This window comes from Pseudomonas mosselii (assembly GCF_003205295.1).
GTDB classification, from domain to species: domain Bacteria; phylum Pseudomonadota; class Gammaproteobacteria; order Pseudomonadales; family Pseudomonadaceae; genus Aquipseudomonas; species Aquipseudomonas mosselii_B.
In genome coordinates this window covers 1-26,435 of record NZ_QJRP01000017.1, presented here as the reverse complement: position 1 = coordinate 26,435, position 26,435 = coordinate 1, and the positions used below count along the sequence as shown (strand labels likewise).

27 protein-coding genes and 1 pseudogene are annotated in these 26,435 nt (G+C 65.4%); 18 read left to right on the top strand and 10 right to left on the bottom strand.

Annotated features, from left to right (window positions below; translation table 11 throughout):
* The first annotated feature begins 1 nt into the window (after nt 1).
* From DMX06_RS16805 to DMX06_RS16760, 10 genes are all read left to right on the top strand, one after another.
* Nucleotides 2–616 (top strand): YjfI family protein, encoded by a 615-nt coding sequence (locus DMX06_RS16805; protein WP_110738498.1) that lies wholly within the window; start codon nt 2–4, stop codon nt 614–616.
* Nucleotides 617–632: 16 nt separating this feature from the next.
* On the top strand, nt 633–1,334 hold the full coding sequence (locus DMX06_RS16800) for a PspA/IM30 family protein (RefSeq protein WP_110738497.1): 702 nt from the start codon (nt 633–635) through the stop codon (nt 1,332–1,334).
* A 291-nt stretch (nt 1,335–1,625) separates the two neighbouring features.
* Entirely contained in the window at nt 1,626–2,282 is a 657-nt protein-coding gene (locus DMX06_RS16795) for a DUF2491 family protein (protein ID WP_181427848.1), read from the top strand.
* A 12-nt stretch (nt 2,283–2,294) separates the two neighbouring features.
* The gene (locus tag DMX06_RS16790; protein ID WP_028692698.1) at nt 2,295–2,720 is read left to right on the top strand and encodes a DUF350 domain-containing protein; all 426 of its coding nucleotides are present in this window, start codon (nt 2,295–2,297) and stop codon (nt 2,718–2,720) included.
* Between the two features lie 25 nt (nt 2,721–2,745).
* Complete coding sequence (locus DMX06_RS16785; protein WP_110738496.1) at nt 2,746–3,498, top strand: DUF1190 domain-containing protein; 753 nt, start codon at nt 2,746–2,748, stop codon at nt 3,496–3,498.
* 2 nt (nt 3,499–3,500) lie between these two features.
* The gene (locus DMX06_RS16780) at nt 3,501–4,658 is read left to right on the top strand and encodes a glutathionylspermidine synthase family protein (protein WP_110738495.1); all 1,158 of its coding nucleotides are present in this window, start codon (nt 3,501–3,503) and stop codon (nt 4,656–4,658) included.
* Nucleotides 4,659–5,286: 628 nt separating this feature from the next.
* Nucleotides 5,287–5,772 (top strand): formate dehydrogenase subunit gamma, encoded by a 486-nt coding sequence (locus tag DMX06_RS16775; RefSeq protein WP_110738494.1) that lies wholly within the window; start codon nt 5,287–5,289, stop codon nt 5,770–5,772.
* Entirely contained in the window at nt 5,766–7,310 is a 1,545-nt protein-coding gene (locus tag DMX06_RS16770; protein WP_110738493.1) for a formate dehydrogenase beta subunit, read from the top strand. The genes DMX06_RS16775 and DMX06_RS16770 overlap by 7 nt, the downstream gene beginning before the upstream one ends.
* Nucleotides 7,307–10,183 carry a formate dehydrogenase subunit alpha gene (gene fdhF, locus DMX06_RS16765; protein WP_110738492.1) on the top strand — a complete coding sequence of 959 codons (2,877 nt, stop codon included), beginning with the start codon at nt 7,307–7,309 and terminating at the stop codon, nt 10,181–10,183. The genes DMX06_RS16770 and fdhF overlap by 4 nt, the downstream gene beginning before the upstream one ends.
* On the top strand, nt 10,180–10,392 hold the full coding sequence (locus tag DMX06_RS16760) for a formate dehydrogenase subunit delta (RefSeq protein WP_110738491.1): 213 nt from the start codon (nt 10,180–10,182) through the stop codon (nt 10,390–10,392). The genes fdhF and DMX06_RS16760 overlap by 4 nt, the downstream gene beginning before the upstream one ends.
* A gap of 44 nt (nt 10,393–10,436) precedes the next feature.
* Here DMX06_RS16760 and DMX06_RS16755 read toward each other — a convergent pair whose 3' ends face one another.
* Nucleotides 10,437–10,856 carry a GNAT family N-acetyltransferase gene (locus tag DMX06_RS16755; RefSeq protein ID WP_110738490.1) on the bottom strand — a complete coding sequence of 140 codons (420 nt, stop codon included), beginning with the start codon at nt 10,854–10,856 and terminating at the stop codon, nt 10,437–10,439.
* A gap of 161 nt (nt 10,857–11,017) precedes the next feature.
* On the opposite strand from DMX06_RS16755, the gene DMX06_RS16750 reads away from it, so the two are divergent.
* Nucleotides 11,018–12,832 carry an ABC transporter ATP-binding protein/permease gene (locus DMX06_RS16750; protein ID WP_110738489.1) on the top strand — a complete coding sequence of 605 codons (1,815 nt, stop codon included), beginning with the start codon at nt 11,018–11,020 and terminating at the stop codon, nt 12,830–12,832.
* Between the two features lie 82 nt (nt 12,833–12,914).
* Here DMX06_RS16750 and DMX06_RS16745 read toward each other — a convergent pair whose 3' ends face one another.
* Both DMX06_RS16745 and DMX06_RS16740 read right to left on the bottom strand, forming a co-directional pair.
* Complete coding sequence (locus DMX06_RS16745) at nt 12,915–14,081, bottom strand: MFS transporter (protein WP_110738488.1); 1,167 nt, start codon at nt 14,079–14,081, stop codon at nt 12,915–12,917.
* A gap of 191 nt (nt 14,082–14,272) precedes the next feature.
* Nucleotides 14,273–16,213 carry a methyl-accepting chemotaxis protein gene (locus tag DMX06_RS16740; RefSeq protein WP_110738558.1) on the bottom strand — a complete coding sequence of 647 codons (1,941 nt, stop codon included), beginning with the start codon at nt 16,211–16,213 and terminating at the stop codon, nt 14,273–14,275.
* A 641-nt stretch (nt 16,214–16,854) separates the two neighbouring features.
* Between DMX06_RS16740 and DMX06_RS16735 the strand changes: the two genes are divergently transcribed.
* The gene (locus DMX06_RS16735) at nt 16,855–17,058 is read left to right on the top strand and encodes a hypothetical protein (RefSeq protein WP_062359534.1); all 204 of its coding nucleotides are present in this window, start codon (nt 16,855–16,857) and stop codon (nt 17,056–17,058) included.
* Between the two features lie 18 nt (nt 17,059–17,076).
* On the opposite strand, the gene DMX06_RS16730 is transcribed toward DMX06_RS16735, so the two are convergent.
* The 4 genes and pseudogenes from DMX06_RS16730 to DMX06_RS16715 all read right to left on the bottom strand — a co-directional run.
* Nucleotides 17,077–17,379, bottom strand: coding sequence for a Txe/YoeB family addiction module toxin (locus DMX06_RS16730; RefSeq protein ID WP_181427847.1), 303 nt, complete (start codon nt 17,377–17,379; stop codon nt 17,077–17,079).
* Nucleotides 17,345–17,629: a type II toxin-antitoxin system Phd/YefM family antitoxin gene (locus tag DMX06_RS16725; protein ID WP_062574577.1), complete on the bottom strand. Its 285-nt coding sequence runs from the start codon at nt 17,627–17,629 to the stop codon at nt 17,345–17,347. Before DMX06_RS16725 ends, DMX06_RS16730 begins: the two co-directional genes overlap by 35 nt.
* A 197-nt stretch (nt 17,630–17,826) precedes the next feature.
* Nucleotides 17,827–18,276: a GNAT family N-acetyltransferase gene (locus DMX06_RS16720; protein WP_110738486.1), complete on the bottom strand. Its 450-nt coding sequence runs from the start codon at nt 18,274–18,276 to the stop codon at nt 17,827–17,829.
* A 35-nt stretch (nt 18,277–18,311) separates the two neighbouring features.
* Nucleotides 18,312–18,506 (bottom strand): annotated as a pseudogene (locus DMX06_RS16715) (helix-turn-helix domain-containing protein); the annotation flags it as partial.
* A gap of 84 nt (nt 18,507–18,590) precedes the next feature.
* Between DMX06_RS16715 and DMX06_RS16710 the strand changes: the two are divergent.
* Nucleotides 18,591–18,962 carry a hypothetical protein gene (locus DMX06_RS16710; RefSeq protein WP_110738484.1) on the top strand — a complete coding sequence of 124 codons (372 nt, stop codon included), beginning with the start codon at nt 18,591–18,593 and terminating at the stop codon, nt 18,960–18,962.
* A 17-nt stretch (nt 18,963–18,979) separates the two neighbouring features.
* Here DMX06_RS16710 and DMX06_RS16705 read toward each other — a convergent pair whose 3' ends face one another.
* Nucleotides 18,980–19,552 carry a biliverdin-producing heme oxygenase gene (locus DMX06_RS16705; RefSeq protein WP_110738556.1) on the bottom strand — a complete coding sequence of 191 codons (573 nt, stop codon included), beginning with the start codon at nt 19,550–19,552 and terminating at the stop codon, nt 18,980–18,982.
* Between the two features lie 150 nt (nt 19,553–19,702).
* On the opposite strand from DMX06_RS16705, the gene DMX06_RS16700 reads away from it, so the two are divergent.
* Complete coding sequence (locus tag DMX06_RS16700; RefSeq protein WP_110738483.1) at nt 19,703–20,743, top strand: DUF1176 domain-containing protein; 1,041 nt, start codon at nt 19,703–19,705, stop codon at nt 20,741–20,743.
* 30 nt (nt 20,744–20,773) lie between these two features.
* On the top strand, nt 20,774–21,823 hold the full coding sequence (locus DMX06_RS16695; protein WP_110738482.1) for a DUF1176 domain-containing protein: 1,050 nt from the start codon (nt 20,774–20,776) through the stop codon (nt 21,821–21,823).
* A 155-nt stretch (nt 21,824–21,978) separates the two neighbouring features.
* Here the strand turns inward: DMX06_RS16695 and DMX06_RS16685 are convergent, their stop codons facing one another.
* Together DMX06_RS16685 and DMX06_RS16680 are read right to left on the bottom strand one after the other, a co-directional pair.
* Nucleotides 21,979–22,764, bottom strand: a complete 786-nt coding sequence (locus DMX06_RS16685; RefSeq protein WP_110738480.1) for a sulfite exporter TauE/SafE family protein — start codon at nt 22,762–22,764, stop codon at nt 21,979–21,981.
* Between the two features lie 261 nt (nt 22,765–23,025).
* Complete coding sequence (locus DMX06_RS16680) at nt 23,026–23,628, bottom strand: helix-turn-helix domain-containing protein (RefSeq protein ID WP_110738479.1); 603 nt, start codon at nt 23,626–23,628, stop codon at nt 23,026–23,028.
* Between the two features lie 113 nt (nt 23,629–23,741).
* On the opposite strand from DMX06_RS16680, the gene DMX06_RS16675 reads away from it, so the two are divergent.
* The 3 genes from DMX06_RS16675 to DMX06_RS16665 form a co-directional block, all read left to right on the top strand.
* The gene (locus DMX06_RS16675) at nt 23,742–24,878 is read left to right on the top strand and encodes an NAD(P)/FAD-dependent oxidoreductase (RefSeq protein WP_110738478.1); all 1,137 of its coding nucleotides are present in this window, start codon (nt 23,742–23,744) and stop codon (nt 24,876–24,878) included.
* 12 nt (nt 24,879–24,890) lie between these two features.
* Nucleotides 24,891–25,271 carry a RidA family protein gene (locus DMX06_RS16670; RefSeq protein ID WP_110738477.1) on the top strand — a complete coding sequence of 127 codons (381 nt, stop codon included), beginning with the start codon at nt 24,891–24,893 and terminating at the stop codon, nt 25,269–25,271.
* Between the two features lie 127 nt (nt 25,272–25,398).
* The coding region (locus DMX06_RS16665) for a YkvI family membrane protein (protein WP_110738476.1) at nt 25,399–26,435 on the top strand (1,037 nt) is incomplete at its 3' end.

The window sequence follows — 26,435 nt, the reverse complement described above, 5'->3', positions numbered from 1 at the left end:
GATGGCAGGCAAGAAAAGCTCCACCGACTACATGCGCGACATGCGCGCCCGGCTCAAGGCCGCGGGCCTGGTCAAGCGTGAGTTGTGGATCCTGCCAGAGCATGCTGCCGCCTTGCGCGGTATCGAGAAGGCTTTACGTCAGCCCCTCGGGGGCAAACAGGTCAGAACGGAGGATTTCATGACCGAGCACAACCACTGGACGATCGAATCGCTGCACGGTGCCCTCCAGGGCCTGGAGGATGTGCGCGGCGGGGCGATCGGCCTGTCCCTGCAACAGGGCGCCGAACCCAGCCTGAAGCTGGTGATGCACGAGCTGGACGGCCTGCCTTTGTACATCGCCGTGGCCGGTGAGCAGATCCTGGTCGACACGCTGTTGGTCGAAGCCAGCCAGGTGAAGGACGCGGCGGCCTTCAACGATGCGGTGCTGCGCACCCGCGATGTGTTCCCGCTGTCGTCCATCGGCCTGCACACGCTGCCCTCGGGCGAGTCGGTGTACACCATGTTCGGCGCCCTGAGCGCGGCCTCGTCGCTGGACAACATCGTCCAGGAGATCCACACCCTGGCCGATAACGTCATCACCGCCGCCGAAGATTTCGAAGACTACTTCACCCACTGATTCCGGAGATTGCCCCATGAGCCTGTTGAAAAAGATCGTCACCGCCCTGCGTGGCGGCGCTTCGGAAGTCGGTGAGGCGATCGTCGACTCCCAGGCCCTGCGCATCCTCGACCAGGAGATCCGCGATGCGGACAACAACCTGATCGATGCGCGCAACCAGCTGGTCAAGATCATGGCCAAGCACAAGACCGCGCAGCAGCGCATCACCGAGTTCGACAAGACCATCGGCGACTGGGAGCAGAAAGCCATCGCTGCCCTGGACAAGGGCGAGGAAGGCCTGGCCCACGAGTGCGCGGCGCGCATCGCCGACCTGACCAACCAACGCGATTCCGAGCAGGCGCTGGCCGACCAGTTCGGCGCGTCGGTGGCGACCCTGACCGCCACCGTGAGCAAGACCGAGGCGCAGATCAAGGGCCTCAAGCAGCAGGTGGACCTGGTCAAGGCCCGCGAAAGCGTGCAACGTGCCCAGGTGAGCGCGGCGTCGGCCACCGGTGGCGCCAATGGCAGCCTGGAGACTGCGGTCGGTTCGCTGGACCGTATCAAGAAGCGTCAGACCGAGCGCGCGGCCGAGCTGGAAGCGGCGGCGGAGCTGGCGAGCAAGGCTGACGGTAGCGATCTGGAAGCGCGCCTGAAGTCGGCCGGAATCGGTGCCAGCAACAGCGGCGCCGATGATGTGCTGGCACGCTTGAAGGCCAAGGCGGCGAAGCCGGCGGAGTGATCCGCTGAGTGGGGCGGCCTCATCGCGGGGCAAGCCTGCTCCCACGAGTAAAATCTGCACCGGCTTTATGGGAGCGGGCTTGCCCCGCGATGAGGCCGGTCCGGCTGGCGTAAAACCTTGCCCCAGACCCGTTGGCGGGGCGCACGAAAAGCAGTATCGTGTCGCCCCCGCCAAAGGACTGCCGCGACCCAAGGGATCTTCAATGTCGCCTTCTCCCCACAGGCCCCGCCTGTTCGCTTCAGCACCTGCATTGGCTCCGGTTCCGTCACCCTCTCACCCAGGAGATGCCCCGTGGGTTGGTTGAAACGCTTCATGGGCTTCGAAGCCCCCAAACCTGCCGCCGGCAGCCCGGTCCAAGGCAACCTGCCGTTTGGCCTGGGCAGCGGGCGCATGCTCAAGCTCGACCCTTCGCTCAAGCTGCTGCTCGATGGCCATAGCGAGCTGGAAGTGCCCGGTCAGGAAGTGGTTTGGGCCGTCGGTGAAGTCGACCTCGGCCAGTCGGTGCGCCTGGCGCGCTTCTACATGGAAGACGAGGATTACTGGCTGCAGGTGGTGATGAACGGTGCGTCGGCCGACGATGTGCGCGATATCATCCTGTTCGGCTACTACAGCGTGGTGCCGGTCAGCAGCGACGCCGAACTCAAGCGCCTGGTCGGCCCTGAGTCGAACATCGGCCTGCCGTACTACGAGCATGAAGGCTACGAGTTCGTCCGCCAGTGGGGCAGCGAAGAAGGCCAGACCGAGCTGACGCCGATCAGCGAGTGGGTCACCAGCCCCGAAACCAGCTACCGCATCCAGCATCTGTCGATGCTGTATGCCCGCGAAACCGGCCTGACCGATCGCCGCGAATTCCTCCTGTTGTCGGTGGAGGAGGACGAGGACGGTAATGTCAGCCTGACCACTTCGGTGGGTGTCACCCTGCAATCAACGGACTTCAACGTCATCTGACAAGGATTCACCATGCTCGACGCTCTTCGCATGTCGCTCAACGCCCAGGCAGTGATCGGCTTCATCCTCTACATCAGCGTGGCGCTGGTGCTGTTCTGGGTATTCCAGTTCATCTACACGCACCTCACCCCGCACCGCGAGTTCGCCCTGATCCGCGACAATAACAGCGCCGCGGCCATTGCCCTGGGCGGCGCGCTGATCGGCTTCTCGCTGCCGGCCAGCAACATCATCGCCTACAGCGTCAGCCTGCTCGATTTCGTGGTCTGGGTGGTGATTGCCGCGGTAGTACAGCTGTTGGCCTTCGGCATCACCAGCCTGGTGCTCAAGGGCCTGGCCAGCCGCATCGCCAAGGGCGAAATGGCTGCCGCGATCTACGCCGCCGCCGTGGCGATCAGCGTGGGCTTCCTCAACTCGGCCTGCATGACCCCGTCGGTCTGAGCCGTTAGCGCGCAAGGAGCCCTACATGAGACGAAGTTCCGTCAAGCTGGTGCTGGCCAGCTCCCTGCCGCTGGCGCTTACCGCGTGCAGCGCGCCCGAGGAGACCTACACGGTCAGCAAGCGCAGCAATTACACCACCGTCCAGGCTTGCGTCGATGACAAGATGCCGGTGGATGTGTGTTCCGACGCCTACATGCAAGCGCTGGCCGACCACCGTCGTATCGCCCCGACCTACGGTGACAAGGCGGCCTGCGAGGCCGACTTCGTGCCGGACTATTGCCAGGTCACCAGTGACAATCGCTACATGCCGCGCCTCGGCGGCTTCGAACTGGCGGTGTCGGGCGAGGTGAGCCAGTCCCAGGTCGATGCGGCTCGCGCCCAGGTCGAGAACAGCGGCCAGGCCAGCAGCGGCGGCAGCAACTTCAACGGCCTGCTTACCGGCCTGCTGCTCGGCCAGGTGCTCAGTGGCGGCAACCGCCAGTACTACTCGCAGCCGGTCTATCAGTACCGTGACAGCAGCGGCGGATACCGCAGCACCACGCTCGGCCAGCAGATCGACCAGGGCAAGCGCTTCGAGCGTTCCGACCAGGCCCAGCAGAGCGGTGGCAGCTATTCCAGTTACTACTCCGGCAGTTCAAGCGGGCGCAGCTACAATTCCAGCAAATCGACCCGCTCCAGCGTGTCCTCGTCGATCTCCCGCGGCGGCTTCGGCAGCCAGGCCACTGCACGCAGCGGCTGGGGCGGCAAGAGCAGCGGCGGTTTCAGCTTCGGCGGTTGAGCATGCGCAAGATCAGCATCGACGAACGTCCGGACTGGCGCGCCACCGCCGAACGCGAAGGTTTCACCTTCCACACCATCGACGGCGAGCGTTACTGGGACGAGCGCGGCTACTACCAGTTCAGCGAGGCCCAGGTCAGCCGTGACCTGGAGGCGCCCACGCAGGAGCTGCACGCCATGTGCCTGGATGCGGTCGAGCGCATCGTCGACAGCGAGGCGTTGATGACCCGCCTGGCTATCCCGCCGGCGTTCTTCGACCTGGTACGCCGTTCGTGGAGGCAGGGGCATCCGCACCTCTATGGGCGCTTCGACTTCAGCTACGATGGCAACAGCCCGGCCAAGCTGATCGAGGCCAACTACGACACGCCGACCTCGCTGTACGAGGCGGCGGCGTTCCAGCTGATCTGGCTGGAGCAGCAGATCGAGCGTGGTGTGCTGCCGGCCCATGCCAGCCAGTTCAACACCCTGGCCGAGGATCTGGTGCGGGCCTTTGGCGCCTTCGAGCGCGAAAGCCCGTTCTACTTCTCGGCCATTGCCGGCTCCGTCGAGGATCGTGGCACCACGGACTTTCTGCGCAAGATGGCCGGGCACGTGGGTATCAGTACCCGGCACATCGACCTGGAGGATATCGGCCTGACTGGCGAGGGACGCTTCGTCGACCTCGATGGCCGGCCGATTCCGCGCCTGTTCAAGCTGCACGCCTGGGAGCATATCTTCCATGAGGATTTCGGCCAGGCCATCGCCGGCTGCGATACCCAGTTCGTGGAACCGGCGTGGAAGGCACTGATCTCCAACAAGGGCATCCTGCCGCTGTTGTGGGAGTGGCACGAAGGGCACCCGAACCTGCTGCCGGCGTTCCTCGACGAAGATCCGCGACGCCCGGTGCCCAAGGGCTGGGTGCGCAAGCCGTACTTTTCCCGCGAGGGGGCCAACGTGGATATCCGCACCGCCGACGACCAGCGGGTGTTCGAGGACGGGCCCTACGACGATGCGCCGTACATCCTGCAGGGCTTTGCGCCGTTGCCGAAGTTCGGCGACAGCTACACCCTGATCGGCTCCTGGGTGATCGGCGACCTGGCCTCGGGGATCGGCATTCGTGAAGACGACACGCTGATCACCAAGGACAGCTCGCGCTTCCTGCCCCATGTAGTGCTGGACTGACCGCCAGCGCTCTCCTGCAGGAGATCGTCCAGCCCTTCGGGCTGCGCTGTCGCACAGGGTGCTGTCCCCCTGTGGGAGCGGCCTTGTGTCGCGAAAGGGCTGCGTAGCAGCCCCAGGATTTCAGCAGTGATGCAAAGATCGCCGGGGCTGCTTCGCAGCCCTTTCGCGCCACAAGGCCGCTCCCACACAAGCAAGCCCGTGGCCTAATGCCAGTCAGTTAGCGCTTCATCCCACCTATTGGGCCTGCTTTGCAGCCCTTCGCGGGTAAACCCGCTCCCACAGGATCGCGCAAACGCTGAATCGAGCGCTGTACTTGTGGGAGCGGGTTTACCCGCGAAGGGTCGCAGAGCGACCCCAATTGGCTTAACTGACTGGCATTGGCCCGTAGCCCAGTGTGGCACCTCCAATGGTCGGTTTCAGGACGCGCCGGGTCGCCCGCGCACAACCCCCTCGCGCAATAACTGCCATGCTCTGAGGATGCCCGTGGACCGAGCGCAGCTAGACGCCCGGCCATAGACAAGGAGGGTGCCTGGCCTGCCGCCACCGTGACCTGGCCCGCGCACCGCAGCTGAACACCGCCGGACAGTCGCCCACGAACGGGCCGCCCCGGGATGCCGAGGTCCGCTGTATGCCTGATGACTCGAACCACCTGCCCCTGATCCAACGCGTCCTCGCCCGTGAGCAGGACACCCCCGGCGCCCTGTTGCCGATTCTCCACGCCATCCAGGCCGGCGCCGGCTACATTCCCGACAGCGCCGTCGCCGAGATCGCCCATGCCCTCAACCTCAGCCAGGCCGAGGTGCGCGGGGTGATCAGCTTCTACCACGATTTTCGTACCACGCCAGCGGCCCGCCATACCTTGCGCCTGTGCCGCGCCGAGTCCTGCCAGAGCCGAGGCGCCGAGGCGCTGGCCGCGCAGTTGCGCGAGCAGCTCGGGCTGGATGACAACGGTCGCACCGAGGATGGCGCGCTCGACCTGCGCCCGGTGTATTGCCTGGGCGCCTGCGCCTGCTCGCCGGCCCTGGAACTCGATGGCCGGCTCCACGCCCGCGTCACCCCCGAACGCCTGCAGGCGTTGGTGGCCGCTTGCCGCGAGGAGGTGAAGGCATGCTGAACCTGTGCATCCCCTGCGATTCGCTGGCCTGCGCCGTCGGTGCCGACCAGGTGGCCGAGGCGTTGGTCCGTGAGGCCGCGCAGCGGCGCCTGCCGCTGCATATCAAGCGCACCAGCTCCCGTGGCCTGTACTGGCTGGAGCCGCTGGTGGAGCTGGACACCGCCCAAGGCCGCCTGGGCTTCGGGCCGGTCACCCCCGAGGATGTGCCCGGCCTGCTTGACGACCTGGCGGGCGACCCCGGCAGCCATGCCCTGGCGCTGGGACCGGTGGAAGCGATTCCCTACCTGAAGTCCCAGCAACGCCTGCTGTTCGCCCGCGCCGGCATCACCCGGCCGCTGTCGCTTGACGACTATCACGCCAACGGCGGCTTCGAAGGCCTGCGCCAGGCCACGCTGCTGGATGGCGACGAGGTAGTCGCCGCGGTGCTCGACTCCGGGCTGCGGGGCAGGGGTGGCGCGGCGTTCCCGGCGGGCATCAAGTGGCGCACCGTGCGCCAGGCGCCGGCCGGGCAGAAGTACGTGGTGTGCAACGCCGACGAAGGCGACTCCGGCACCTTTGCCGACCGTATGCTGATGGAGGGCGATCCGTTCCTGCTGATCGAGGGCATGATCATCGCCGGCCTCGCCGTGGGGGCGAGCAAGGGCTACATCTATGTGCGCTCGGAATACCCGGATGCCGTGCGTGCGCTGAACGAGGCCATCCTGCTGGCTCGCGAGGCCGGGTACCTGGATGTCGCCGGCAACGGCGTGGCCTTCGACCTGCAGGTGCGGGTGGGGGCTGGCGCGTATATCTGCGGCGAGGAAACCGCGCTGCTCGAATCCCTCGAGGGCAAGCGTGGCATCGTCCGGGCCAAGCCGCCGCTGCCGGCGCTCGAGGGCCTGTTCGGCCAGCCGACGCTGGTGCACAACGTGCTCACCCTGGCCTCGGTGCCGATCATCCTGGCCAAGGGCGCGGCGTTCTACCGCGACTTCGGCATGGGCCGCTCGACGGGCACCTTGCCGTTCCAGCTGGCCGGCAATGTCCGCCATGGCGGCTTGGTGGAACGGGCCTTCGGCCTGACCCTGCGCGAGCTGGTGGAAGGCTACGGCGGCGGCACCGCCAGTGGCCGGCCGATCAAGGCGGCGCAGGTCGGCGGCCCGCTGGGCGCCTGGGTGCCGCCCGCGCAATTCGACACCCCGCTGGACTATGAGGCTTTCGCCGCCCTGGGGGCCATGCTCGGCCACGGTGGCGTGGTGCTGGCCGACGACACCCTGAACATGGCGGGCATGGCCCGCTTCGCCCTGCAGTTCTGCGCCGAGGAGTCCTGCGGCAAGTGCACGCCGTGCCGGCTCGGTTCGACCCGCGGCGTGGAGGTTGTCGATCGGCTGATCGCCAGTACCGACCCGGCCTACCGAGAAAGCCAGGCCGGCCTGCTGCGCGACCTGTGCGACACGATGCAATATGGCTCGCTGTGCGCCATGGGCGGGATGACCCCGTACCCCGTGGTCAGCGCCCTCAAGCACTTCCCCGCCGATTTCGGCCTGGAGGCCGCGCAATGATCAATTACTTCGACCCCCGCAGCGATATCGACCTGGGCACCCCGGAGCGGGTCAGCGAGGTGCAGGTCAGCCTGGTCATCGATGGCCGTTCGATCAGCGTGCCCGGCGGCACCTCGGTGATGCGCGCCGCTGCCTTGCTCGGCACCAGCATTCCCAAGCTGTGCGCCACCGACAGCCTCGAGGCTTTCGGCTCGTGCCGCATGTGCATGGTCGAGATCGACGGCATGCGCGGTTATCCGGCCTCGTGCACCACGCCGGTCAGCGAAGGCATGGTGGTGCGCACCCAGACACCGCGCCTGGCCGACCTGCGGCGCAACGTGATGGAACTGTACATCTCCGACCATCCGCTGGACTGCCTGACTTGCTCGGCCAACGGCAACTGCGAGCTGCAGACCGTCGCCGGCCAGGTCGGCCTGCGCGAGGTGCGCTACGGCTATGACGGCGCCAATCACCTGAGCGAACAGAAGGACGTGTCCAACCCGTACTTCGACTACGAGCCGAGCAAGTGCATTGTCTGCAACCGCTGCGTGCGGGCCTGCGAGGAGATCCAGGGCACCTTCGCCCTGACCATCACCGGGCGTGGCTTCGACTCGCGGGTGGCGGCGGCCGGGGGCGACGATTTCCTCAGCTCCGAATGCGTGTCCTGCGGCGCCTGCGTGCAGGCCTGCCCGACCGCCACCCTGAGCGAGAAGAGCCTGGTCCGGCTCGGCCAGCCCGAGCGGGCGGTGATCACCACCTGTGCCTACTGTGGCGTGGGTTGCTCGTTCCGCGCCGAGATGAAGGGCGACCAGCTGGTGCGCATGGTCCCGGACAAGAACGGCGGCGCCAACCATGGCCATGCCTGCGTCAAGGGGCGTTTCGCCTGGGGCTACGCGACCCACCCGGACCGCATCACCAAGCCGATGATTCGCAAGCGCCTGGAAGACCCGTGGCAGGAGGTCAGCTGGGACGAAGCGGTCACCTATGCCGCCAGCGAGTTCCGGCGGATCCAGCTCAAGTACGGGCGCGATTCCATCGGTGGCATCACCTCCAGCCGCTGTACCAACGAAGAGGCGTACCTGGTGCAGAAGCTGGTGCGCACGGCCTTCGGCAACAACAACGTCGACACCTGCGCGCGGGTCTGCCATTCGCCAACCGGCTACGGCCTCAAGCAGACCCTGGGCGAGTCCGCCGGTACCCAGAGCTTCGACTCGGTGATGCAGGCCGACGTGGTGCTGGTGATCGGCGCCAACCCCACCGACGCCCATCCGGTGTTCGGCTCGCAGCTCAAGCGCCGCCTGCGCCAGGGCGCCCGGTTGATCGTCATCGACCCGCGGCGCATCGACCTGGTCGATTCGCCCCATGCCCGCGCCGAGCTGCACCTGCAACTGCGTCCGGGCACCAACGTGGCCATGCTCAACGCCCTGGCCCATGTGATCGTCACAGAGGGCCTGCTGGCCCAGCGGTTCGTCGACGCCCGTTGCGAGCCCGAGGACTTCGCCCGCTGGCGCGATTTTGTCGCCCAGCCCGACAACGCCCCCGAAGTGCTCGGCCCGGTGTGCGGCGTGCCCGCCGAGCAGATCCGCGCCGCCGCGCGGCTATATGCCACCGGCGGCAACGCGGCGATCTACTACGGCCTGGGCGTGACCGAGCACAGCCAGGGCAGCACCGCGGTGATGGGCATCGCCAACCTGGCCATGGCCACCGGCAACATCGGCCGCGAAGGGGTGGGGGTCAACCCGCTGCGCGGGCAGAACAACGTGCAGGGCTCATGCGACATGGGCTCGTTCCCTCACGAGCTGCCCGGCTACCGGCATATCTCCAACGAAAGCGTGCGCGCCGAGTTCGAGCAGGCCTGGGGCGTGACCTTGCAGCCTGATCCGGGGCTGCGTATTCCCAACATGTTCGAGGCCGCGCTGGACGGCAGCTTCAAGGCGCTGTACTGCCAGGGCGAGGACATCGCCCAGAGCGATCCCAACACCCAGCACGTCACCGCCGCGCTGCTGGCGATGGAGTGCGTGGTGGTGCAGGACATCTTCCTCAACGAGACGGCCAAATTCGCCCATGTGTTCCTGCCGGGCAGCTCGTTCCTGGAGAAGGACGGCACCTTTACCAACGCCGAGCGACGTATCTCGCGGGTGCGCAAGGTGATGGAACCGCTGGCCGGCAAGGCCGACTGGGAGGCCACCGTGGCCCTGGCCGGTGCCTTGGGTTACCCCATGGGCTACCGGCATCCCGCCGAGATCATGGACGAGATCGCCCGCCTGACCCCGACCTTCCGCCGGGTCAGCTATGCCGAACTCGACCGCCACGGCAGCCTGCAATGGCCCTGCAACGACGCCGCGCCCGACGGCACGCCGACCATGCACATCGACCAGTTCGTGCGCGGCAAGGGGCGTTTCATGCTTACTGGCTACGTGCCCACCGACGAGAAGGTCAACAGCCGCTACCCGCTGCTGCTGACCACCGGGCGCATCCTCAGCCAGTACAACGTCGGCGCGCAGACCCGGCGCACCGACAACGTCGCCTGGCATGACGAGGACCGCCTGGAGATCCACCCCAGCGATGCCGAGAGTCGGGGTATCAGCGACGGTGACTGGGTGGGCATCGGCAGTCGCTCCGGGCAGAGCGTGCTGCGTGCCAGGGTCAGCGGCCGGGTGGCGCCGGGGGTGGTGTACACCACCTTCCACTTCCCCGAGTCCGGCGCCAACGTGATCACCACCGACAACTCCGACTGGGCCACCAACTGTCCGGAATACAAGGTCACTGCCGTGGAAGTGGCCAAGGTGTTCCAGCCGTCGGAGTGGCAGAAGCGCTACCAGCGCTTTAGCGACGAGCAACGCAGGTTGCTCAAGGAGCGGCGCCAGGCCGAAGCGACGGAGGTGCGTCGATGAGCAGCGACAACCTGGTGAAGATGGCCAACCAGATCGCACATTACTTCGACAGCGAGCCGGATCACGCCAAGGCGGTGCAGGGAGTCAGGCAGCATCTGCAGAGCTTCTGGACGCCGGCGATGCGCCGGCAGTTGGGTGAACGGCTGCAGTCTGAGGGAGGCGAGGGGCTGGATGCGTTGGTGCGCGAGGCACTTCAGCCGGTGGTTTGATTGCGCAATTCACGCCTGCCCCTGTAGGGCCCTGGAACGCTGGCTCAATCGCATCGCCAGAAATAGACTTGCTCCGGGTCCCCTTCGTCGAGGTGCTCGACAACGCCGCTCTCGACAAAGCCCCGGCGCTCCAGCAAGCGGCGCATCGGGCCATTGGAGCGGTTGGTCGAGGTGAACAGCTTCTGCCCCGCGTAGTCGGCCTGTATGCGGGCCAGCAGCGCGGCCCCCAGACCATTGCGTCGATGGCCCTCTTCGACCATCAGCATCTCGATGAACGCGCAACCGAAGAAGTGCTGGTGCATCACCGTATAGGCGGCCACCTTGCCCTGTACCTCGGCCACCAGGCAACGGTACTGCCCGAGCCAGTCGGCAATCTGTTCGGCACGCTGCGGGTCCTGGCGGACGACGCTGTCGATGGTGATCAGGGCGGGTAGATCCTGTAGTCCAGCACGGCGAATGTTCATGGCTCGGTTCTGCAGTGGCGGTGCCGCGATTATCCGCGCCCGGACAAGTCCTGCACAGATGTTGGCGCAGCGCATGATCTGGATGAAATGTCCGTCATGTTTGCAGGGGCAATGCAGGTCCGGTGCTACGCTCGCAAAAACATCCTCTACGGAAGCACACCATGGACATGAACTGGCACCAGGCCCTGCAAGAGAGCCTGAGCTGGCTGGCAATCGCCTCGTTGGTCACCCTTGTCTGCTTCACCATTACCGCCTTGCTGGCGGTGCGCCATACCCGTTGGGGGGCGCAGTTCTGGCAACTGGCCGGACCCTATTTCAGCTTGCGCCGCAGTTGGCGACCGTTGCTGGCCTTCGCCCTGCTGCTGGTCCTGACGCTGTTCGCGGTGCGCCTGAACGTGCTGTTCTCGTTCTGGTACAACGGCTTCTACAGCGCCTTGCAGGCACTGGACCAGACCGCGTTCTGGTACCTGCTCGGGGTGTTCGCGGTGCTGGCGACCATTCATGTATTGCGCTCGCTGTTCGCCTTCTACGTCACCCAGGCGTTCAACATCCGCTGGCGGGTGTGGCTCACCGAACGCCTGACCGCCGACTGGATGCACGGTGATGCCTACTACCGTGGGCAGTTCCTCGCCGAGCCGGTGGACAACCCCGACCAGCGTATCGAACTGGATGTGAACGCCTTCGTCACCGGCTCCGTGTCGCTGGCGCTGGGGGCGGTGAGCGCGCTGGTGTCGCTGGTGGCCTTTACCGGCATTCTCTGGGGGCTGTCGGCGCCGCTGGCGGTGGCCGGCATCGAAGTCCCCCGGGCGATGGTGTTCGCCGTGTATGTCTATGTGCTGATCGCCACATGGATTGCCTTTCGCCTTGGCCAGCCGCTGATCCGCCTCAACTTCCTCAACGAGAAACTCACCGCCAACTTCCGTTATGCCTTGATGCGCCTGTGCGAGAACGCTGAGAACATCGCCTTCTACCAGGGCGCGCAGGTGGAGCGAGGCACCTTGCTTGGCCGCTTCTTCGCGCTGATTGGCAACGCCTGGGCGTTGGTGTTCCGGAACCTCAAGTTCAGCGGCTTCAACCTGGGCGTCAGCCAGGTGGCGGTGGTGTTCCCGTTTATCCTCCAGGCACCGCGCTTCTTCAGCGGCGCGATCAAGCTCGGCGATGTGATGCAGACCGCCCAGGCGTTCGGCCAGGTGCAGGATTCGCTGTCGTTCTTCCGTGAGTCCTACGACACCTTCGCCCAGTACCGCGCCACCCTCGACCGTCTGACGGGCTTTCTCGATGCCAACCAGCAGGCCAGTGAGTTGCCGCGTGTAGTCAGCGTGGATCAGGACCATGCGCTGGGGATCCAGGGCTTGCAGGTGCGTCGCCCCGATGGCCACGCGCTGATCGCCGATCTCGACTTGAATTTGCACAGCGGCCAGGCGCTGCTGATCAAAGGGCCATCGGGCAGCGGCAAGACCACCTTGCTGCGTGCCCTGGCGGGCCTTTGGCCCTATGCCGAGGGTGAAGTCAGGCGGCCGCAGGGGACACAGGCACTGTTCCTCTCGCAGCGCCCGTACCTGCCACTGGGTGACCTGCGCACCGGCATTGCCTACCCGGCACAGGGCGTGCCCGGTGACGATGCGCGCATGCAGCAGGCCTTGCGCCAGGTCAATCTCGCCCATCTGGCCGAACGGTTGGACGAGCAGCGCGACTGGTCGCGGATCCTCTCGCTGGGCGAACAGCAGCGCCTGGCGTTCTCCCGGGTGCTGTTCAACCGGCCGCAGGTGGTGTTCCTCGACGAGTCCACCTCGGCGATGGACGAAGGGCTGGAGCATGCGCTGTATTCGCTGCTGCGCGCGGAGTTGCCGGCGACGCTGCTGGTCAGTGTCGGGCACCGCAGTACCTTGGCGGGGTTCCACTCCCACCGTCTGGAGGTGGACGGGCAGGGGGGATGGTCGTTGCTGGAGCAGCAGCCGGCAGCCATGACCCTGTAAATTCAGGCCGCCCGCATCCCTGTAGGAGCGGGCTTGCCCCGCGATGGCGTCAGCTCCGGCAATGAAGTTGTTCCTGCTGGCCTCATCGTATGAACCACAACCCTGCCATTGTGGTAGCGGCGAACACGCCCCCCACCATGAACGTCGCCTGATACCCCACCCAGTCCCACAACCCTCCAGCCAGTACACTGGCCACCAGCAACGCCACCCCCGTCACCAGATTGAACACGCCAAACGCGGTCCCGCGCAGATCCTCGGGGGCGCTATCGGCGATCAAGGCGCTGAACACGCCTTGGGTAAACCCCATGTGCAACCCCCACAGGATCACGCCCAGTGCCAGGCCGGACAGGCCCGGCAACCAGGCCAGCAGCAGATCGGCCAGTACCAGCAGGGCCAGCCCGAGCATCAACACACCCCGTCGCCCGACCTTGTCGGAGAGTGCCCCGGCAGGATAGGCCGACAGTGAATACGCCAGCGACATCAGCACCAGCACCGCTGGCGCCCACAAGGCGGCAAGGCCAAGCGCCTGGCCACGCAGCAGCAGAAACGCTTCGCTGAAGCGCGCCAGGGTGAACAGCGTGGCCAGGATGACCAGGCGCCAGTAACCGTTGCCCAGCCGGGCCAGTTCGCGAAGTGCCAGAGGCGCGGCCACGGTGCCGAGTGCAACTGGTTTTTCGGGCTCGCGGACGAAGGCTACCAGCACATAGAGCGCCATGAACGCCGGAATCACCGCCACCCAGAACACCGTCTGGAAGTGGCTGGCGGTCAGCCACATCAACAGGATCGCCAGCAATGGCCCGACAAAGGCCCCAACCGTATCCAGCGCCTGGCGCAGGCCGAATGCCGCGCCGCGCAGCTCGGCCAGGGTAACATCGGCGATCAGCGCATCCCTTGGCGCGCCGCGGATGCCCTTGCCGACACGGTCGACGAAACGTGCGGCGGTCAGCCATTCCAGCCCGGGGGCCAGCGGGAACACCGGCTTGGTCACAGCGGCCAGGCCGTAGCCGATCACCGTCAACAGCTTGCGCTTGCCCAGGCGGTCACTGAGGGCGCCGGAGAACACCTTGGTGATCGCCGCCGTCGCCTCGGCGATGCCTTCGATCAGGCCCACGGCCAGCACCGAGGTGCCGAGCACGGTGACCATGTACAGCGGGAGCAGGGCGTGGATCATCTCGGAGGAGATGTCCATCAGCAGCGAGACGAGGCCCAGGGCCCAGACGCTGCGGGGGATGGGGTGATGGTTGGGCATGGTGCTCTCGAGGATGGCGTCGAGTTCACTGTAGCCGAGCCATGCGCAAGTCCTGTAGGAGCGGCCTTGTGTCGCGAAAGGGCCGCAAAGCGGCCCCGGCAATCTCTGCATCAACGCTGAAATCCCGGGGCTGCTACGCAGCCCTTTCGCGACACAAGGCCGCTCCTACAGGGCCCGCGTGAAGCCAAAGGTCACGACTTGAAGCGACCCACCAGCCCATTCAACTCATCCGACAACTGCGCCAACCTGCCGGAGTCAGCTTGGGCGGAACTGGCCAACCCCTCCACCAGCCGTGCCTCGTCGTAGATCTGCTGGATATGCCGGTTGATCTCCTCGGCCACGCTGTGCTGCTCCTCGGCGGCGGCGGAGATCTGCAGGTTCTGGTCGCGGATCTCGTTCACCGAGAGCTGGATGCCCTCGAAGCTGTCCCGCGCGCTTTCGATCGACGACACGCTGGCCCGCGACAGGTCCAGGCAGCTTTCCATTTTCTGCGAGACCTCCTGGGTCTTGCCGCCGAGGGTGTTGAGCAACTGGTCGATCTCGCCGGTGGAGTCGGCGGTGCGCTTGGCCAGCGCGCGGACTTCATCGGCCACCACGGCAAAACCACGGCCCTGGTCGCCGGCCCGGGCCGCCTCGATGGCGGCGTTGAGCGCCAGCAGGTTGGTCTGCTCGGCGATGGCGCGGATGGTGCCGAGGATCTGGTTGATGCTGCGGCTGCCTTCTTCCAGCTCGACCATGGCCTGGGACGACTCGCTCAGGCGCCGGCCCAGGCGATTGACGTTGTCGGTGGTCGCCTCGATCTGCTGCTTGCCCTCGGCCACCCGGCGGTGGCCGTGCTCGGCGGCGTCGGCGGCGCTGCTGCACGAGCGCGCCACTTCGTTGGCGGTGGCGACCATCTCGTTGAACGCGGTGGACACCAGCTCCACCGCCTCGCGCTGGCGCCCGGCGGCCTCGTTCATGTTGCCGGCCATTTCGCTGTTGCTGCGCGAGGCTTCGTGCAGATTGGTCGAGGCCGCGCCGATGCGCTGGATCAGCTGGCGGATGGCGGCGAGGAACTTGTTGAACCAGCCGGCCAGCTCGGCGGTTTCGTCCTTGCCCTGCACCTGCAGGTCGCGGCGCAGGTCGCCTTCACCCTCGGCGATCGACTGCAGGCCGATACTGACCTGGCCGATCGGCTTGACGATCACCCGCGAGAACGCCGCGGCCACCAGGGCGAAGACCAGGGCCAGCACCACCACGATCAACGCGGTGACATAGGTCATGCGTGTGGCCGCGGCCATCACCTCGTCGTACTCGATCAGGCCGACGAAGCGCCAGCCAAGGCCTGGCGAGGTCCACACATTGGCCATGTAGCGCACGCCGTCGATCACCACGTCGGTGGAGCCTTGGGAAGTGGCGGCCAGTTGCGCGTAGGGCGCGCCGAGGTCCTTGAGCTGCTTGAAACCGTGGCTGGCGTTGCGCGGGTCGACCAGCACGGTGCCGTCCTCGATCAGCATCACGTAGCCGCTGTCGCCCAGCTTGATGCTCCTGACCAGCTCGGTGAGGTTCTTCAGCGACACGCTGACCACGAACACGCCCTTGGCCTTGCCGGCCTCGTCGAGCAGCGCCCGGGCGGTGCCGACCAGGGCCACGTCATCCTTGTCGTAGTAATAGGCGGCGGTGCGCACGGTCTTGTCCGGGCTGGCCATGGCGGCCTTGTACCAGGGGCGGGTGCGCGGGTCGTACTTGGCCAGTTGCGGGTCGTCCGGCCATTTGGCGTAGCTGCCGTCCTCGAGGCCGATGGACAGGATCGCCGCTGCCGGGTGGGTGGTGCCGTAGCGGGCGAAGGCATCGATCACCTTCTGCGCGGCCTCGGGCATTGGCTGGCGTGCGGCATCCGCGCCGGTGTAGTCCTTGAGCGAGGTGACCGAGGTGTATACAGGATCCTTGGCCATTTGATCGACGTTCTGCAGCGTGCCATCGAAGAACTGGCGCATGTTGCCGTCGATCTGGCGGATTTCCCGGGTGCTGCCGTCGAGGAACTGGTCGACCGCCTCGCTGCGGATGTTCAGCACCGAGATCCCGCCAACCAACGCCACCGGGATGAAGGCCACCAGTACGAAGGCCAGGATCAGTTTGTTTTTTATTTTCATGGTGACGCCCATCCGTGAGAGTGAAGGGTGTACATGGCCGCTTCGATGAAGTGGTGGCCACTTGCTACCTTTTCTGTTTCGGCGGGCGGAATATAAACCTTTAGTAGATGTTTCGTGTACAGGAAAATCAGAAATTGTCCTGACTTTCAGGGCAAATAACTGGGCAGATAGCGGGAGAAACGTGGGAGCGGGCTTGCCCCGCGATGAGGCCAGGACAGTTGTTTCAAGCGGATTACTAAGACTTTCCCTATTTCACGTAGGACGTTTCCCAAGCATGCTTTTACGGCCTTTCAGCTGTTGTTCTGGCCAGTCGCGCTCCTTAGTCTTGTCCTGTCGTTGCCAATTCAACGACCGGGTGTGCAAGCCCGAGGATGTGGTTCAAGCCGCTCAATGGCGGCTGTACGTGGGAGGCCTTCGGGCCTGCCGGGTTCCTACATCCACGGTCTTGCACACCTACGTACAGCTGCCTCCATCGTTCCGAGTGCAAGCGGATATCGGCAGCTCCCCTGGCTATGTAGGAGTGCTGAACCATGCTGAAAATCGTGCCCGATCCACCCCGCGTCTTGCTCCGGGAGGTTCGTCCATGACCCTCGATCACGGCCCATGCCCATTTCGGCACGTGCCACGACGCCCATCCACCGATGTTCTCGGTGCATGCCGGTATTGATGGCGAGGATGCGCTGGTGTGCGCGGTAGCGGCCTTGCAGGCGGCCTACGAAACCAACGCAATGGCCCTGGAAAAAGCCAGCGAACCACTGCGCAGCCTGCTGGTGGCGACGGAGAACTCCCTGGAGAAAGGGCTGGCCTTGGCTTCGGCTGTGCTGGATGGGATAGAGCGGGGCTGAGCAGGCGTTGCAGAGCTGCTAGTAGTGAAACCTGCAGGCCAGCACAGTCAGTGCACCAGTTTCGTAGTAGTAGACGAAGCGATGCTCCTTGTTGATCCGCCGCGACCAGTAACCGGTCAGGTCGCCTTTCAATGGCTCGGGTTTGCCCGTGCCCTTGAAAGGCGAGCGGCAGCATTCGTCGATCAGGGTCAGCACCCTCGCGAGGACTTTGGTGTCGGCCGACTGCCAATGCACGAAGTCCTCCCAGCCGATCGGGGTGAAGGACACCTTGATGGCTTTGCGGGCCTCAGCCTTGTTCTGCCGTTTCTGCTTCTGCGTCATGCAACGGAATGTCCTTGCTGAAGGTATTTCCAGCCTTGTGCTGAGCGATGGACTGACGCAGACGCGACGCGTTGTTTTCGGTGCCCAGCAGGTACATGGTTTCGGCCATGGCGTTGTAGTCGTCCAAAGAAAGCAGGACTACCGGCTCGCCACGTTGCCGGGTAATGACCGTCGGCTCATGGTCGCGACAGACATCATCCATCGCCTGTTTCAGGCTGGCGCGGGCCTGGCTGAAAGTGAGTACGTTCATTGGTTGTTCCTTTCTGAACACATCATGTACCACGGGTACGCAAGGCTTGATGCAGGACTTGGCCGAGGCTTGCGTAGGGCATTTTTGACCGACACCTGACGAGGGATGCTCGACCTGAGAGTTGCCAGGGAATGTACAGAACGTTGTACGTATGCGCCAAGCCCGCTTATCCGATGGCGCACGGTGGCATGCAGGCCTCAGTGATCGAGCATCTTGTGATAGGTCACGAAGTCCTGCTCGGCTACATACCCCAGCGATTCATACAGCGCCTGGGCGGCGAGGTTGGTCCGGGCGGTGTCCAGGCTCAACCGCTGCGCGCCCTCGGCCTGGAAAATATCGGTCAGTTGCTGCATCAGGTAACGGGCATGACCACCCCTGCGGGCGTGCGGAGCAACGAACAGGTCATACAGCCAGTAGAAGCGCTTCATCGCCAGCGAGCAGGTCGCCGGGTACAGCTGGGCAAAGGCGATGGCCTGGCCGTCGGCGTCCAGCAGCAAGTAGATGCGCGAGTTGCCGGTCTCGAGGTTGGTCTTGAGGAATGCGCGGGAAGCGGGGAGGTCATCCGCTTCCTGGTAGAACATCCGGTACTGGTTGAAGAGGTCCGCGGCGGCGTCCAGGTGGTGCAGATCACAGGCAATGACGTTCATGTCGGGGCTCGCTATCAGGCTGACCAGCGCCCTTGCTATGTGGGGCGATCCTGCAGGATTTCATGAAACACATCCGGCCGTACAGATGCGATATGCAGTAGCGTACGTGCAGCTCCCGAAGGCGTGCGCCGGCCTTGTTCCCACTCTTGCAACGTACGTACGGAGACGCCGTGCAGCTCGGCGAACTTCAGCTGGGACAAGCCGGTCTTGCTCCGGGCCTCTGCGACTTGCTGGCGTCCATTCAGGCCATTAGCATCCGTTTTCCTCACTCACGGCCCTGCGCAAACCATGGCCGGCTCCAGGATCAAGGACGAATGTTGCCGTTGCTTTCCCGTTTCCTGCTGCACGCACTGGCCTGTGTGGCGTTTCCCTTCCTCTTGAGGCTGGGCTTCGATCTTTACCGGCAACATGTTGGCCCGCCCATGGCGCGAGGCGTCAGCGTCGGCTTGGCGACGATGATGGTGTTCTACGCCTTCGTGCTCTTCAACCTGCTGATGGTGGCTATTCCAAGGGCGTCACTGCGCTACGGCTTGGCGGTGTTGCTGGTGCTGTTGGTGCTGGCGTTCTTCAATACCTTGCACCCGTTGCGGGCGCTGGGCTTCGCGTTGTTATGCGGTGGTTTGTGCGCAGCGGCGATCAGCATGACGCCTGCGGTGACATCGCTGTTGAACAAGTGCCGTAGGTAAGGCCCCAGCGCGGGGGGTCAGCAGACCAGTACGCGTCGCTCTTCGAGCCATCGTTCGAAGCAGGTGAAGGTGTCGACCGCTGCCTTTACCGTCCGCGCCTGGGCGGTTGGCTCCTGTTCGGCGCCAGCCAGTTGATCGAGGAAGCTGCGCCAGCGTGCGCCGGTCTGCGCGCCGTAGATGTCGAGAAACGCACCGCCGCTGTCGGCGTCGATGCCCAGGCGTTCAGCCATGGCCCGCTTGAGCACCTGGCCACCCAGGGTGGAGCCTTCCAGTACATACATCACGCCGAGTGCGCAGGCTTCATCGTCGATGCGAGGCAGGGCGTGGCACAGCGGCAGTGCTTCGACATCGATGGCCAGGGCGCCCAGGTCGCGGGACAACGCGGGCGTCTTGTTGCGTTCGGCGCCCTGGTACTCGGCCAGCAAGCTATCCAGCGGCGCGTGGAAGCCATGGTAGGCCCCGAGCAGGCGCGCATAGGCCGCCCGGTCGAAGCCTTCGCTGAAAAACGGCAGGCGCGCTTCCAGCCCTTGGTGGCAGGCGCGGGTACCTTCGCGCAAGGCAAGCAACAGCGGGCTGACGGTAGCGGACATGGCGCAGGCTCTGAACATGACGCAACCGATACTGCCAGATCCCATGGCGCCACCACCACTGTCGATTTTCCGCACCTGGCATTTGATCTGTGGAATCATTGCGCCGCCTCTGGAGTGGGGCGTTCTCGGCTATTACAGGAATGCAGGAAGATGCGCGCAACAACAAGGAACTGGCTGGCCCTGGGGCTGGCCTTGCTATCGGGCCTGGTCGGCGCGGCGGAGCCAGAGCCGGTACCGGTGTACCGGGAGATCAAGGACTGGGTGGTGGGCTGCGACAATACGCGTTTCTGCACCGCGGTGCTGGCCGATCATCCGGAGAAAATGCGGGTGGGCATGCTGGTGCAGCGCGAGGCGGGCGCCTGGGGCAACCTGCACCTGACCCTGGTGGGCAGCACTGACTGGTCGGGCGAGCCCCTGCTTGATGGCCAACTGTTGGTCGCTCCCTGGCGCATGACCCGCGGCGTCGAGACCACCCTGGAGCTGGAGGGCGCCGATGCCTACGCCGTGTTGCGGCAATTGCGCAACGGCCAGCGTCTGGTGGACGACACCCGGCCAGGGGAGCGCGTGAGTTCGCTGCAAGGCCTGAGCGCCGCCTTGCTGCTGATGGATGCGGTGCAGGGCCGGGTCGGTCACTACAGCGCGCTGATGCGACCCGGTGACAGCGTCGCCGACGCCCAGTTGCCCATCCCGGCCAAGCCCCAGGGGCCGGCCTTTGTGGCAGCCACGCCCCTTAGCGAGCAGGAACTGGCGGGCATCAACCCGGTAGTGATGGCCAAGGCGGCCGCCGAAGACCAGTTGAAGAACGAATACGATGTCGCTCCCAAGCTTGAGCTGCATGCCCTGGACGACCAGCACGCCCTGGCGTTGCTCAGCTACAACTGCAACGACTTCCATTGCCTCTACGCGTTGTACAAGGTATCGCGTAAGGCGCCTTACGCGCTTGGGCCGCTGGACTTCGAGGCGCCGTCCAGCCCGGTGCTGATCAGCCGGATGCGCGACGCCATCGAGTTCTACCCCAAAAAAGGCGAGCTCTACAGCTATGCCAAGGACGACTATCCCGGCAGTTGCGGGGTCGAGGAAAGCTGGCGCTACGACGGCATGCGCATGCGCCTGGTCAGGTTGGCGCGGATGGACCGTTGTGCCGAGCTAGGCCCGGACAGTTGGCCGGTACTATGGCGCAGCGAAGGCTGAAAACGTGAAAGGGACGTCAGGGGCAACACCATGCAATGGATGAAACATCACCGTGCGGCGTTGCTGCTGGCGCTCATGGCGCCGCTGGCCGCGCAGGCCGAAAGCGCCCAGGCAGCACTCGAGGCGGTGCCGCTGTACCGGCAGGTCAAGGACTGGGCGGTCGGCTGTGACAACACCCGCGCCTGTACCGCGTTGCTGGCCATCGACGACGAGCTGATGAGCGGCCTGCAGACCATCGTACGGCGCGAGGCGGGGCCGCAGGGCAAGCTTGAGCTGACGCTGCGTGTCGGGCCGGCGTTTGCCGACCAGGTGCTGCTTGATGGGCAGGAACTGTCGGCCCAATGGCGGCGGATCGAACGTGAGTATGATTTCGACCTGCAGCTCGAAGGTGATGCGGCACTGGCGCTGATTCGCCAGATACGCAACGGCAACCGCCTGAGTTCGTTGACCGAGGATGGTGAGCTGGTCGCGTCGTTGCAGGGGATCAGTGGCGCGTTGTTGGCCATCGATGCGGTTCAGGGGCGGGTAGGGCATGCCGATGCGCTGGTGCGGGTGGGTGACGCCCCGGCTGCCGAGGTGCCTGACGCTCCTGCCGCGACGGTGTTGCCACGGTTCGTCGCCGCGCCGGGCATGAACGACGAGCAGGCCCATGAGATCGGCAGGGCGGTGAAACGCCAGGCGAAGGTCGAAGGCGATGTAGAGGGCATGAGCATCAGTCATTACGAGGTTCACCCGCTGGACGATGCCAATGTCCTGGTCATCCTCAACGTGGGGTGCAGTGGCGAGTTCTGCGCCAATTACCTGTATCGGGTGTCTCGTGCCGCGCCCTACCAGATCAGTGAAATGGCCTTCGAGGCGCCAACACCGTTGCTGGCTCCGCGCCTGAGTGGCTACGCGGCGTTCGACGCGCGAAGCGGCCAACTGTATGTTGCGGACAAGAGCCAGCTCGAGCGAGGTTGCGGGCTGATCCAGCAGTGGCGCTACGATGGTGAGCGCATGCGCCTGGAGAGGGTAGCCCGGCTGGATCGCTGTGGGTACGTGAAGCCGGAGTTCTGGCCGGTGCTATGGCGCCAGGGTTGACACGTTCCCTGTAGGAGCGGCCTTGTGTCGCGAAAGGGGCGCGCAGCGGCCCCGCGATTTCAGCGTTGACGCATCAATCGCCGGGGCTGCTACGCAGCCCTTTCGCGACACAAGGCCGCTCCTACAGAAGGGGTGTGCATGGCCTGAGACGCGGCTCAGAACGCCAGCTTGTAGCCGATCAGCAGCAGCATGGTCGCCAGGCAAGGCCGCAGCACGCGGTCGGAGATGCGCCCGGTCAGGTGGCTGCCCAGGTAGATCCCCGGCAACGAGCCCAGCAGCAGATAGCCCAACAGCGACCAGTCCATGTTGCCCATGCCGGCATGACCCAGGCCGGCCACCAGGGTCAATGGCACGGCGTGGGCGATCTCGGTGCCGACCAGGCGGCGGGTGACCAGGAACGGGTACAGCAGGAACAGCGCCACGGTCCCCAGCGCGCCGGCGCCGATGGAGGTGAGGGTGACCATCACGCCCAGCACCACGCCGGTGACCACGGTGAGGATGTTCAGGGTGCGGTCGCTGAGGTGGTAGTGATCGCCGGCATGCTTGCTGGCGAAGGCCTGCAGGCGCGATTTGAACAGGATCGCCAGGGCGGTGAGGATCAGCACCACCGCCAGGCCTTGCTTGATGATGGCGTTCAGGGCCGAGGTATCAGCGTGCAGGGTGCTGAGGAACCACAGGGTCAGCGCGGCGGCCGGAACACTGCCCAGGCTCAGCCAGCCGGTGATCTTCCAGTCGATGTTCTTGTTGCGGCCATGCACCCAGACGCCGCTGGCCTTGGTGATGGCGGCGTAGAGCAGGTCGGTGCCCACGGCGGTGGCCGGGTTGATGCCGAACCAGAGCAGGATCGGGGTCATCAGCGAACCGCCGCCGACGCCGGTCATGCCGACGATGAAGCCCACAACCAGTCCAGCAATGGTGAAACCGAAAGAACCTACATCCATACGCTACTCGACGCCCAGCTTGCCCGTGATCGGATGGATGCCAGCATATAGATTTTTTTATAGCCAAATAGACTTGTTCGTTATTAGGTTATAACTGTTGCGGGAGTCCACTGGCCTTGTGTAGGAGCGGCCTTGTGCCGCGAAAGGGCCGCAAAGCGGCCCCGGCGATGGTTGCTTAACCGCTGAAATCCTGGGGCCGCTCCGCGCCCCTTTCGCGGCACAAGGCCGCTCCTACCGGGGGATGAGTAACCTCCAGGCGTTTCACCGATCAGTCATCACCACCATCACCTGTGCATCGCCGCCATCCTCGCTCTCCGACAGGTAGATATGCCCCACCTGGCTGTCGAAATACGCAGTCTCCCGCGGGCCGATGCTGACCGCCTCGCCGGTCTCGAACTCGATGCGCACGCGCCCGCTGATGACCATGGCGAACTCCTGGCCGGGGTGGCGGATAAAATCGTCGAACTGGCCGCGTTCACGGGCGATGATGCGGGCATAGGCCGGGGTCATGCGTCGCTCGGGGAAGGCGCCGGCGATCGGGTAGTAGTCGTAGGTGCCGGTGGAATAGCCTTCTACCGTCGTCAGTGAGTCAACCACCACGGTAGCCGGCTGCGGTGCGCCCGCCGGCCCGCTGGCGCGGAACAGCTGGGCGATGTCCAGGTTCAGGGCGCGGGCGGCGGCGGCCAGTTTTTCGTAGCTCACCGAGACCTGCGCCAGCTCCATCTTTGACAGGGTGGACAGCGGCACGCCGCTGAGCGCCGACAATTGCTTGAGCGTCATCTGCCGTGCCTTGCGCACCTGGCGCAGGCGCGCGCCGACTTCACTGCGGTCGAGCGGGGTGCGGGTGGTGGGGGCGTCGGGCATCGGGGCTCTCGGACTATGCTGTGGTCGGGCATCTTACCTTGGCGCCTTGCGTATTTCTAAATTCTCATATATTAGAATTCTCACAAATGATAATTAGCGCCGCAGGAGCGTGCATGGGACAGGTCCACGACATTCTGATCATCGGTGCCGGCATTGCTGGCGCCTCCCTGGGTTACCGACTGGCCGGCCAGCGCAAGGTACTGCTGCTCGAACGCGAGGCGCAGCCGGGCTACCACGCCACCGGGCGCTCGGCGGCGATGTTCATGGAGGCCTACGGCACCCCGCAGATCCAGGCCCTGACCCGCGCCAGCCGGGCGTTCTACGAGCAGCCGCCGGCGGGCTTCTGCGAGCATCCATTGCTCGAACCCCGTGGCTGCCTTTATGTCGCAAGCCATGAGCAGCGCGAACAGCTTGCAAGCACCTACGCCCAGAACCTGGCCAACGGTACCGCCGTCAGCCTGCTCGACAGCGCGGCGGCGCTCGAACTGGTGCCGAGCCTGCGCGGCGAGTTGCTGGCCGGCGCCGTGCACGAGACCGGGGCGATGGACCTCGATGTGCACGCCCTGCACCAGGGTTTTCTGCGCGGCTTGCGCCAGGCCGGTGGCGAGGTGCGCTGCAATTCCGAGCTGGTGCAGGCGTACTATCTGGATGACCTGTGGCATGTCGAACTGGCCGACGGCAGCCGCCTGCGCGCGCGACAGCTGGTCAATGCCGCTGGCGCCTGGGCCGATCAGGTGGCCGGGCAGTGCGGGGTCGGCAAGGTCGGCCTGCAGCCCTGCCGACGCAGCGCGTTCACTTTCCCCGGCCCGGCGCAGCATGACTTCGCCCGCTGGCCGGCGGTGATCGGCGTCGACGAGAGCTTCTACTTCAAGCCCGACGCCGGCCAGCTGCTGGGCTCGCCCGCCAACGCCGATCCGGTCGAGCCCCAGGACGCCGCTCCCGAAGAGCTGGACCTGGCCCTGGGGATCTACAACATCGAGGCGATAACCACCCTCGAGATCCGTCGCCCCAGCCACAGCTGGGCGGGTCTGCGTTCGTTCGTCGCCGATGGCGACCTGGTGATCGGCTTCGATCCGGTTTCACCCGCGTTCTTCTGGCTGGCCGCCCAGGGCGGCTATGGTATCCAGTCCGCCGCCGGGGCCTCGCGCCTGGCGGCCGACCTGTTGCTGGGCCTGCCGCTGTGCGCCAGCCTTGTCAGCCAGGGGGTCGAGCCAGCACGGCTGTCCCCGGCACGTTTCATCCAACCCTGAATGGAGCATCCCATGAGCAATGAAATCCAGCGTTTCCCCAGCAGCCTGCCGTTTCCCTTCTCCCGTGCGGTGAAGGCCGGGGGCTTTCTGTTCCTGTCTGGGCAGGTGCCGATGAGCCCGGGCGGCGAGGTGGTGCGTGGCGATATCCAGGCGCAGACCCGGGCGGCCTGCGAGCGTATCGCCGAGAGCCTGGCGGCGTGCGGCGCGCGCTTCGACCAGGTGGTGAAGTGCACCGTGTGGTTGTCGGACATGAGCCATTTCGCCGGCTTCAACGAGGTCTACAAGGAGTTCTTCGGTGCGGCGCTGCCGGTGCGTTCGACGGTAGCCTCGGCCCTGGCGCTGGGGGTGGATGTGGAGATCGAGGTGCAGGCCTACATCGGTCAGGACAACTGACACCGTGGGAGCAGACTTGTCCCGCGATACAGCCATCGCGGGGCAAGCCCGCTCCTACAACAACCCTACAACAACCCTACAACAACCCTGCAACGACCCGACACAACAATAAGAACCTGAGGTGCACATGCAAGAGCAGCTGAAGATCGCCGGCGCATTCGTCGGCGTGATCGTGGGGGCGGGCTTTGCGTCCGGGCGGGAACTGCTGTTGTTCTTCGTCGATTTCGGCGTCTGGGGCCTGGTCGGCGCGTTGGTCAGCGCCGCGTTGTTCACGTTCCTCGGCATGGCCCTGGCGGGGCTGGGCAACCGCCTGAAGGCCACCTCGCACAAGGAGGTGATCCAGGCCATCTGCGGTCGCCACCTGGGCGTGCTGGTCGACTGGCTGATCACCTTCTTCATGTTCGGCGTGACCGTGGTCATGCTCGCCGGTGGCGGCGCACTGCTTGAACAGCAGTTCGGTATTCCGGCGCTGGCCGGCAGTGTGCTGGTCACCGTGCTGGTGGTGGCCATCGTCTGCCTGGATGTGCAGAAGGTGATGGTGGCCATCGGCGCGATCACTCCGTTGCTGATCCTGGTAGCCTCGGCCATCGCGCTGTATGCGGTGTGTACCCGCAGCTTAAGTTTCGCGGCGCTCGACCAGGTGGCCAGCCAGCAGGAGGCGGGCACCCATCACTGGTTGCTCGGGGCGTTCCTGTATGTCTCCTACAACATCGTTGCCGGCGCGCCGATCCTGGCGATCCTCGGCGGGTCGGCGCGCAACGGGCGGGTTGCCGTGGTCGGCGGCCTGCTGGGCGGCGCGGCGCTGGGCGGGTTGATGCTGGTGATGAGCGCGGGGCTGCTGTCGCGCCTGGACAGCGTGGCCGCGCTGCCGATGCCGATGCTGTCGATTGCCAGCGAGGTGTCGCCGCTGCTGGGGCTGGTGATGTGCCTGATCATCTTCGGGATGATCGTCAACACGGCGGTGGGGACGCTGTTCTCGTTCCTGTCGCGGTTGCTGCCAGCGGGCACGGTGAAGTTCCGCTGGGGAGCGGCGACGGCCGGAGGGGTGGGGTTCGTCTGCAGCTTGGTGGGGTTCATCAGCCTGGTCGGGCAGGTGTATCCGCTGTTCGGCTACCTGGGGTTCGTGCTGATGGCGGCGGTGCTGGTGGGGTGGTTGCGGCGGGG

What these genes read in the sequence shown, in the direction of transcription:
- DMX06_RS16785 (WP_110738496.1), top strand. Translation starts at nt 2,746, where the DNA reads ATGAGACGAAGTTCCGTCAAGCTGGTGCTGGCCAGCTCCCTGCCGCTG.
- DMX06_RS16695 (WP_110738482.1), top strand. Translation starts at nt 20,774, where the DNA reads ATGCAATGGATGAAACATCACCGTGCGGCGTTGCTGCTGGCGCTCATG.
- DMX06_RS16720 (WP_110738486.1), bottom strand. Translation starts at nt 18,276, where the DNA reads ATGAACGTCATTGCCTGTGATCTGCACCACCTGGACGCCGCCGCGGAC.
- DMX06_RS16680 (WP_110738479.1), bottom strand. Translation starts at nt 23,628, where the DNA reads ATGCCCGACGCCCCCACCACCCGCACCCCGCTCGACCGCAGTGAAGTC.
- DMX06_RS16755 (WP_110738490.1), bottom strand. Translation starts at nt 10,856, where the DNA reads ATGAACATTCGCCGTGCTGGACTACAGGATCTACCCGCCCTGATCACC.
- DMX06_RS16740 (WP_110738558.1), bottom strand. Translation starts at nt 16,213, where the DNA reads ATGAAAATAAAAAACAAACTGATCCTGGCCTTCGTACTGGTGGCCTTC.
- fdhF (WP_110738492.1), top strand. Translation starts at nt 7,307, where the DNA reads ATGATCAATTACTTCGACCCCCGCAGCGATATCGACCTGGGCACCCCG.
- DMX06_RS16710 (WP_110738484.1), top strand. Translation starts at nt 18,591, where the DNA reads ATGTTGCCGTTGCTTTCCCGTTTCCTGCTGCACGCACTGGCCTGTGTG.
- DMX06_RS16735 (WP_062359534.1), top strand. Translation starts at nt 16,855, where the DNA reads ATGTTCTCGGTGCATGCCGGTATTGATGGCGAGGATGCGCTGGTGTGC.
- DMX06_RS16775 (WP_110738494.1), top strand. Translation starts at nt 5,287, where the DNA reads ATGCCTGATGACTCGAACCACCTGCCCCTGATCCAACGCGTCCTCGCC.
- DMX06_RS16675 (WP_110738478.1), top strand. Translation starts at nt 23,742, where the DNA reads ATGGGACAGGTCCACGACATTCTGATCATCGGTGCCGGCATTGCTGGC.
- DMX06_RS16800 (WP_110738497.1), top strand. Translation starts at nt 633, where the DNA reads ATGAGCCTGTTGAAAAAGATCGTCACCGCCCTGCGTGGCGGCGCTTCG.
- DMX06_RS16730 (WP_181427847.1), bottom strand. Translation starts at nt 17,379, where the DNA reads ATGACGCAGAAGCAGAAACGGCAGAACAAGGCTGAGGCCCGCAAAGCC.
- DMX06_RS16745 (WP_110738488.1), bottom strand. Translation starts at nt 14,081, where the DNA reads ATGCCCAACCATCACCCCATCCCCCGCAGCGTCTGGGCCCTGGGCCTC.
- DMX06_RS16780 (WP_110738495.1), top strand. Translation starts at nt 3,501, where the DNA reads ATGCGCAAGATCAGCATCGACGAACGTCCGGACTGGCGCGCCACCGCC.
- DMX06_RS16760 (WP_110738491.1), top strand. Translation starts at nt 10,180, where the DNA reads ATGAGCAGCGACAACCTGGTGAAGATGGCCAACCAGATCGCACATTAC.
- DMX06_RS16725 (WP_062574577.1), bottom strand. Translation starts at nt 17,629, where the DNA reads ATGAACGTACTCACTTTCAGCCAGGCCCGCGCCAGCCTGAAACAGGCG.
- DMX06_RS16705 (WP_110738556.1), bottom strand. Translation starts at nt 19,552, where the DNA reads ATGTCCGCTACCGTCAGCCCGCTGTTGCTTGCCTTGCGCGAAGGTACC.
- DMX06_RS16805 (WP_110738498.1), top strand. Translation starts at nt 2, where the DNA reads ATGGCAGGCAAGAAAAGCTCCACCGACTACATGCGCGACATGCGCGCC.
- DMX06_RS16790 (WP_028692698.1), top strand. Translation starts at nt 2,295, where the DNA reads ATGCTCGACGCTCTTCGCATGTCGCTCAACGCCCAGGCAGTGATCGGC.
- DMX06_RS16770 (WP_110738493.1), top strand. Translation starts at nt 5,766, where the DNA reads ATGCTGAACCTGTGCATCCCCTGCGATTCGCTGGCCTGCGCCGTCGGT.
- DMX06_RS16685 (WP_110738480.1), bottom strand. Translation starts at nt 22,764, where the DNA reads ATGGATGTAGGTTCTTTCGGTTTCACCATTGCTGGACTGGTTGTGGGC.
- DMX06_RS16700 (WP_110738483.1), top strand. Translation starts at nt 19,703, where the DNA reads ATGCGCGCAACAACAAGGAACTGGCTGGCCCTGGGGCTGGCCTTGCTA.
- DMX06_RS16750 (WP_110738489.1), top strand. Translation starts at nt 11,018, where the DNA reads ATGGACATGAACTGGCACCAGGCCCTGCAAGAGAGCCTGAGCTGGCTG.
- DMX06_RS16670 (WP_110738477.1), top strand. Translation starts at nt 24,891, where the DNA reads ATGAGCAATGAAATCCAGCGTTTCCCCAGCAGCCTGCCGTTTCCCTTC.